8 protein-coding genes are annotated in these 5,733 nt (G+C 44.9%); all 8 read right to left on the bottom strand.

Going from position 1 to position 5,733, the window contains the following annotated elements:
- A partial coding sequence (gene ccmB / locus ACP45E_RS06555; RefSeq protein WP_069584816.1) for a heme exporter protein CcmB occupies positions 1–531 on the bottom strand: 531 nt, incomplete at its 3' end.
- Between the two features lie 2 nt (positions 532–533).
- Positions 534–1,154 carry a cytochrome c biogenesis heme-transporting ATPase CcmA gene (ccmA, locus tag ACP45E_RS06550; RefSeq protein WP_017035206.1) on the bottom strand — a complete coding sequence of 207 codons (621 nt, stop codon included), beginning with the start codon at positions 1,152–1,154 and terminating at the stop codon, positions 534–536.
- Positions 1,155–1,335: 181 nt separating this feature from the next.
- Positions 1,336–1,833, bottom strand: coding sequence for a DUF2802 domain-containing protein (locus ACP45E_RS06545; RefSeq protein WP_017035205.1), 498 nt, complete (start codon positions 1,831–1,833; stop codon positions 1,336–1,338).
- A complete protein-coding gene (locus ACP45E_RS06540) occupies positions 1,833–2,327 on the bottom strand; it encodes a chemotaxis protein CheW (RefSeq protein ID WP_017035204.1) in 495 nt (164 codons plus the stop codon). Before ACP45E_RS06540 ends, ACP45E_RS06545 begins: the two co-directional genes overlap by 1 nt.
- 37 nt (positions 2,328–2,364) lie before the next feature.
- Positions 2,365–3,393 carry a chemotaxis protein CheW gene (locus tag ACP45E_RS06535; RefSeq protein ID WP_017035203.1) on the bottom strand — a complete coding sequence of 343 codons (1,029 nt, stop codon included), beginning with the start codon at positions 3,391–3,393 and terminating at the stop codon, positions 2,365–2,367.
- 7 nt (positions 3,394–3,400) lie between these two features.
- Positions 3,401–4,177 carry a ParA family protein gene (locus ACP45E_RS06530; protein WP_017035202.1) on the bottom strand — a complete coding sequence of 259 codons (777 nt, stop codon included), beginning with the start codon at positions 4,175–4,177 and terminating at the stop codon, positions 3,401–3,403.
- Positions 4,178–4,186: 9 nt separating this feature from the next.
- Positions 4,187–5,299 carry a protein-glutamate methylesterase/protein-glutamine glutaminase gene (locus ACP45E_RS06525; protein ID WP_017038069.1) on the bottom strand — a complete coding sequence of 371 codons (1,113 nt, stop codon included), beginning with the start codon at positions 5,297–5,299 and terminating at the stop codon, positions 4,187–4,189.
- A 27-nt stretch (positions 5,300–5,326) separates the two neighbouring features.
- Positions 5,327–5,733 (bottom strand): chemotaxis protein CheW (locus ACP45E_RS06520; RefSeq protein WP_198927695.1); only part of this gene is annotated, 407 nt, incomplete at its 5' end.

Raw genomic sequence — 5,733 nt, 5'->3', positions numbered from 1 at the left:
AAAAATCAGAATCGGAATATACAGGGGCAGAATCAGCAGACTGAGTAATACGCCGCCTTTTTGTAGCCCGACCGTTAGTGCAACCCCGATCGCGCCAATAAAACTCAGAGCAGGTGTTCCTATGATGAGCGTCAACACCACGGCCTTCCACGTCTCGTAATCTAAAGAGAGTAGAATCAATAACAGAGGACTAATGATAATCAGCGGTAATCCTGTCAACACCCAGTGAGCAAACACCTTGGAAATCACCACGACAGGCAGTGGGATAGGCATAAGCATCATCTGCTCTAGAGCACCGTCTTGAAAGTCATCACGAAAAAGGCGCTCTAACGAAAGTAATGCGGACAACAATGCCGCTACCCATACAATCCCTGCAGCTATTCGAGCCAGTAGGTTTGGCTCTGGTCCAATACTCAATGGAAACAAAGTAATGACGATGATAAAAAACCACAGCGGATTAAAAATATCAGCCTGTCGTCGGAAAGCGATCAATAGCTCTCGACGAACAATGGTATTCATAGTAGAGATCATCGTTAGCTACCTAATTTGATTTTTCTTAACTTGGGGTTATCTGTAAACATGTCTTGATGCGTCGTTAACATAACGATGCCTCCGTTTTCTGCGTGTTGCAGAAAAAGAGCTTCAAGCACCTTAACGCCTTGTTTATCGATGGCAGTCAACGGCTCGTCAAGAATCCATAATTTTTGTTTACTCAGCCAAAGACGTGCTAGTGCGACACGACGTTGTTGACCGGCAGACAATTGTGCAACGGGTACATCTTCCCTACCCGCGAGGCCCACTTTAGTCAGTGCGCTGAAAATAGCGTTTTTATCATCAGATTCAGGTGAATGGATGGATTGGTAGAAATGAAGGTTTTCATAAGCCGTCAGCTCTCTCTTAACCCCTGTCTGATGACCAAGAAACAGCAAATCTTGATGGAAAGATTCGCGGTTCGATTCTATATTTTCTTGATTCCAATAGATGTCGCCTTCGTCTCTGTCGCCAAGCCCAGTAATGATGCGTAACAGTGTGGTTTTACCTGTTCCATTACGGCCTTCCACTTGAACCAATTCCCCTTCTTTTACGGTAAAAGACAAAGATTCAAACAGGGCTCTTTCGTCTCGAATGGCAGTGAGCTTTTTTACTTCTAGCATGTGTTGTCATCAAGAAAATTCATGAAACTTATATTAACACAGCCATCGTTATACGAAATAGTCTATCCACATCGTGAGTCACGAAACAACGTAAGGAACTGTTAATATTTAATCACTTTTTGTCTCATTTACCACTTTTTAGTTACAAGTGCTAAAAAAGGAAGCAATGCTTCCTTTTTTGTTATCTTCGATGATGACCTGCTCTTGGTCTCTGTTGAGGCTGCTTGTCTGGTGTGCTTTCCAATGGGGGGACTTTTTCTTTTCCCGTTAACTTATTTTGCAAAGACATCATAAGTTCAGCTTCCGCTTTTGGTAGCTCACACTCTTCAATTAGCTCATGCAACCCAGCACCAAGTTGGACCATTTTACTCGCCCTGGTGTAAAGACGGCCATCACTATCTGCGTGTTCAAGTTCAGACACCCTTTCATCTAAGTGCTTGATGATATCTTGCTGTTCACTGAGCTTTTGACCTAGGCCAACAACGACGGAACGAACTTCAAGTAACTGTTTACTGGACTTTTGCAGTTCTTTATCCAAGCCTCGGATTTGTCGACGATAAATCTCATGCTTTTTTTTTGCATTTGACTTAGAGCGATAGACCAACAAGCCCATCACTAAAACAACCAGGCTCAGTGCTCCCGCTATAATGGGAGCCTCAAACAAGAAATCAGGTGCCATTATAGATGAGCCATGTCATCCCATTCTTCATCTGAAAGAAGCTTGTTAAGATCAACCAAGATAAGAAGCTTACCGTCGCGGTTGCTGACTCCTTGGATGAATTTAGCACTTTCATCGGTACCAACACTTGGTGTGGTATCAATTTCAGAAGAACGTAGGTAAACCACTTCCGCAACACTATCAACCAAGATACCAATCACTTGTCTCTCTGATTCGATAACGATAATTCGAGTGTTGTCAGTGATTTCACCTTCCATCAACCCAAAACGTGAACGGGTATCAATAACGGTAACTACATTGCCACGAAGATTAATAATGCCTAATACGTAATCTGGAGCACCGGGTACTGGCGCTATTTCCGTATAGCGTAAAACTTCTCGCACCTGCATAACATTGATGCCATAAGTTTCTTCTTCAAGTTGGAACGTCACCCACTGAAGCACTTCGTCGTTAGACTGATCTTTTCTTACTTCGACTTCATTAGATTGAGACATACCTTTTCCTCTCTAAGTCGTTTCCGACACAAATACGTTATTTATCGAGTGCTTTTACATCAAGCCCTGCATTAAGCATAGCTATCAATTCTTCAACGTGAATTAAAGCGCACATTTTTTCTTTTACCATTCCCGCAAGCCAAGGGCGTTTTCCTGCCATTTCACGCCAGCGGACTTTGTCTGTATTGAGCGACTCAGTCCCTTTTAATTCGGTACTAGCCAGTCCCCACATACTTTCACCCAACATCACAATATACTGATAGTGATCTTTATGGCTGTCATCTGATAATTTTTCAGACATCACCCACTCGGCCGTATCGACGACATCGAGTTGGTTTTCTTTGCTTGTTTGCAAACCAAGATACCACCCTGGGCGTCCGATAAGATGACTCAGTGTGCCCAATCTATGGATTCCACCCAATTCATCGAGCGGTACTGCAAACATCACACCGTTGACATCAAAATACAGGACTTGAAAGTCTTCAGTTCGTTTCGTGCTTTGCCAAACCTTGGCCGGGCTTTCATTTGCTTGCTCAACCGCTATATCAGTTTCAATATCAACGTGTTGATCTACGATTTCTTGTACTTGATGAACCGGCTCTTCGATAATGGGTGCTTCGATGACAGGTTCAACAAACGCCGTTTCTTCTACCTGTAGGCTCACCGTTTCATCGATTAAAACGTCGTCGACTACGGGCTCTTCTACCACGGTCCAGTCTTGAACCTCTCGCTCCGCTTTGGCCTCTTTTTCCGCGGCTATCTGTCGCGTATTTTGCTCAAGAATTTCGTCTAAATCGAGCTCAGCCACAGGGTTACTTGATTCTAGCTGCTGTAAGAGTCGCTCTACGTCTTCCAGATTCGGAACAGCGATGTCGTCGTCATGAAGTTTATAGAATCGCTTTTCCGTTTGAGCTTCCGGTTGCGGCTCTGGCTCTAATTCTGGTTCGGGTTCTGACTCAAGAAGCGCAGTTTTCGCTTCCGGCATTGCTGGCTCTAGAGTTTCTGTGTCCTCTCCGTCCAACATCGCAGTAAAGTAGTCATCGAGAGCTTGCTCACTAGAAATCATCGATGAATTACTCATTAATGCTTAACCTCTCGAGAAATAATAATAATTGCTTGTATGCGAATACGCCTCTGCTTCCCGCTGCGAAGTGGGAAACCGGTAAATGCCGCAAGCTAGCATCACGAAATTTAGTATCAATCGGAACCGCCGAATTCCAAACCTGATCTGGGTAGTCTTTTTTCAACTGGTTGAGCGTATGTAATGAAGCATTAGTTCGTTTGTCATACATCGTCGGAACGATGGTGACTTTAAACGCTTTATTCCGCGATTTCTGCATAATGTCTAAGGTTCTGACCATTCGCTCTAAACCTTTCATTGCCAAAAACTCGGTTTGAACCGGAATAAGGATACGATCGCTTGCTGCCAGCGCATTAACCATCATGACACCCAAAATAGGAGGGCAATCAATCAAGACATAATCATAATGTTCACGCAATGCGAGAAGTGCACGTTTCAAAATCAAACCCATACCACTTCGGTTACCCATGACACGATCCAACGTCGCAAGTGACATGTGAGCGGGTATAATATCAATCCCCTCGACATCTGACTTCAAAATCAAAGGTGTAACCGTTTGAGTGGTGTATTCTTTCAGTTGAAACAGATCAAATAGGCTTGCCGGCACATCGTCGGAATCATAACCAAGGTAGGTTGTTAAAGAACCATGTGGGTCAGTATCAACCAATAGGACTCTATGTCCTTGCTTACTTAATAAGCCCGCTAAGGTGACGGTAGTGGTTGTTTTCCCTACGCCTCCTTTTTGGTTTGCTACGCTCCAAACTATCATTCAGTTCCCCTACCCTAGACCGACTTCAACGAGCATTCGCTCTGCAATACGATCTAGCGGTAAATCTTCGGTAGAAAGTCCCGCTTTTGCTACGGCCTGTGGCATACCATAAACAACGCAACTTTCTTCATCTTGTGCCCAAATGGTGGCTCCTGCTGTCTTCAGCATTCGAGCGCCTTCTCGACCATCCGCTCCCATACCCGTCAATACCATTGAAAGTACTTTATCTGTATAGATTTTAGCCGCAGACCCGAAGGTAACATCGACACAAGGTTTGTAATTCATGCGTTCGCCGCCATCTATGACTCGTAACCTTGCCGAACCCGGTCGACCGTCAACCATCATCTGTTTGCCTCCCGGAGCCAAATACGCGACGCCCGGACGCAAGACATCACCATCTTGCGCTTCTTTGACTTCAATCTTACACAGCGAGTTCAGTCGACTCGCAAACGCAGACGTAAACGTGGCCGGCATATGTTGAATGAGCAAAATAGGATGTGGATAATTTTGCGGCAGTTTCGTTAAGATCTTCTGCAAAGCAACAGGGCCACCTGTCGAGGTTCCAATCGCTGTTAACTGGTACTTTTTACCACTGGCTTTAAATCGAGTTGCTGCCGTTGGAGCCGAAGGGCGTGTTAATCGAGTTCCCACTGCAGGCTTCGTTGCCAAAGACGATGTGCTCGCTGATGGACGAACAGCAGGGGCCGCTCGTCTCATCATCGCACGCTTAGAGGCTATCTGAATAACACGCTGTTGCAGCAATGACACGGCATCGTCGCGGTTACGTGCAATGTCTTCAAATTTCTTAGGTAGAAAATCAAGAGCGCCCGCATCAAGAGCATCAAGCGTGGCTTTTGCTCCATCGTGAGTCAAAGACGAAAACATCAAAATCGGTGTTGGACAGGCAGCCATTATTTGCTTAACAGCAGTAATGCCATCCATAACCGGCATTTCAATGTCCATGGTGATGACATCAGGCTTAAGAGTTTTCGCTTTTTCTACCGCCTCTTTGCCATTTACGGCAACATCCATCACTTCTAATCGCGATTCCGCATTAATTATCTCGCTAACTCTGCGTCTAAAAAAGCTAGAGTCATCAACCACGAGTACTTTAATCGCCATAGGTTCCCTTTTATCTACTGACTGCAACTAGATTCTTGAAGCGGCAGCGTACTGCTTCAACAAGTCTGGTACGTCTAAAATGAGTGCGATGTGTCCATCACTGGTAATTGTCGCACCTGCCATACCCGGTGTACCTTGTAAAAGCTTATCAAGGGGCTTAATGACCACTTCTTCTTGGCCAATCAAAGCATCAACCACAAATCCAACTCGTTGACTGCCAATTTGAACAATCACGACATGGCCATGGCCTTTTCTAAATTCAACCATTCCGTCTTGAGGCGATAACCAGTTCTGCAAGTAAAACAGTGGGATAGACTTATCACGAACAATGATCGTGAGTTGTCCGTCGACAATATTGGTTCGGCTCAAATCAAGATGGAATATTTCATTGACACTGGCCAGTGGTAGAGCAAACAGAAGATCGGAAGAGCGGT

This window comes from Vibrio genomosp. F10 str. 9ZD137, from assembly GCF_049974785.1.
GTDB lineage: Bacteria > Pseudomonadota > Gammaproteobacteria > Enterobacterales > Vibrionaceae > Vibrio.
Note: the sequence above shows the minus strand (reverse complement) of the source record. Positions and strands in the feature narration are given on the sequence as shown.

Coding starts and splice junctions, on each gene's coding strand:
- ccmA (WP_017035206.1), bottom strand. CDS start 1,154: ATGCTAGAAGTAAAAAAGCTCACTGCCATTCGAGACGAAAGAGCCCTG.
- ACP45E_RS06545 (WP_017035205.1), bottom strand. CDS start 1,833: ATGGCACCTGATTTCTTGTTTGAGGCTCCCATTATAGCGGGAGCACTG.
- ACP45E_RS06540 (WP_017035204.1), bottom strand. CDS start 2,327: ATGTCTCAATCTAATGAAGTCGAAGTAAGAAAAGATCAGTCTAACGAC.
- ACP45E_RS06535 (WP_017035203.1), bottom strand. CDS start 3,393: ATGATTTCTAGTGAGCAAGCTCTCGATGACTACTTTACTGCGATGTTG.
- ACP45E_RS06530 (WP_017035202.1), bottom strand. CDS start 4,177: ATGATAGTTTGGAGCGTAGCAAACCAAAAAGGAGGCGTAGGGAAAACA.
- ACP45E_RS06525 (WP_017038069.1), bottom strand. CDS start 5,299: ATGGCGATTAAAGTACTCGTGGTTGATGACTCTAGCTTTTTTAGACGC.